The organism is Stagnihabitans tardus (assembly GCF_009925085.1).
In the GTDB taxonomy this organism is placed as follows: domain Bacteria; phylum Pseudomonadota; class Alphaproteobacteria; order Rhodobacterales; family Rhodobacteraceae; genus Stagnihabitans; species Stagnihabitans tardus.
In genome coordinates this window covers 1-252 of record NZ_JAABNR010000111.1, presented here as the reverse complement: position 1 = coordinate 252, position 252 = coordinate 1, and the positions used below count along the sequence as shown (strand labels likewise).

The following is a 252-nucleotide window of genomic DNA, read 5'->3' as shown; positions in this document are numbered from 1 at the left end:
CAAGGACCCGTTCACCGGGACCGTCTTCGTGTTCCGCGCCAAGCAGGCAGACCGTCTGAAGCTTCTGTATTGGGACGGAACAGGGCTGGTGATGGCCTACAAGCGGCTGGAGGATCACGGCTTTACCGTAAGCGGTGTGCCGATCACACCGTCTCGGCGTAGTTCCAAGGAAGGAGCTGGTCGATTTGGCTCTGTTTGTGGCCATTCACGATAGCTGAGAGGGTCGACGCGAGCCAAGCATAGGGATCGATG

The 252-nt window shown here is 58.7% G+C and carries 1 protein-coding gene and 1 pseudogene; one reads left to right on the top strand and one right to left on the bottom strand.

What is annotated here, in order from left to right; all coding sequences use genetic code 11:
• Positions 1-28 precede the first annotated feature (28 nt).
• A pseudogene (locus GV832_RS22665) lies at positions 29-73 on the top strand (hypothetical protein); the annotation flags it as partial.
• 70 nt (positions 74-143) lie between these two features.
• On the opposite strand, the gene GV832_RS21845 reads toward GV832_RS22665, so the two are convergent.
• Positions 144-252 (bottom strand): transposase domain-containing protein (locus GV832_RS21845; protein WP_168776945.1); only part of this gene is annotated, 109 nt, incomplete at its 5' end.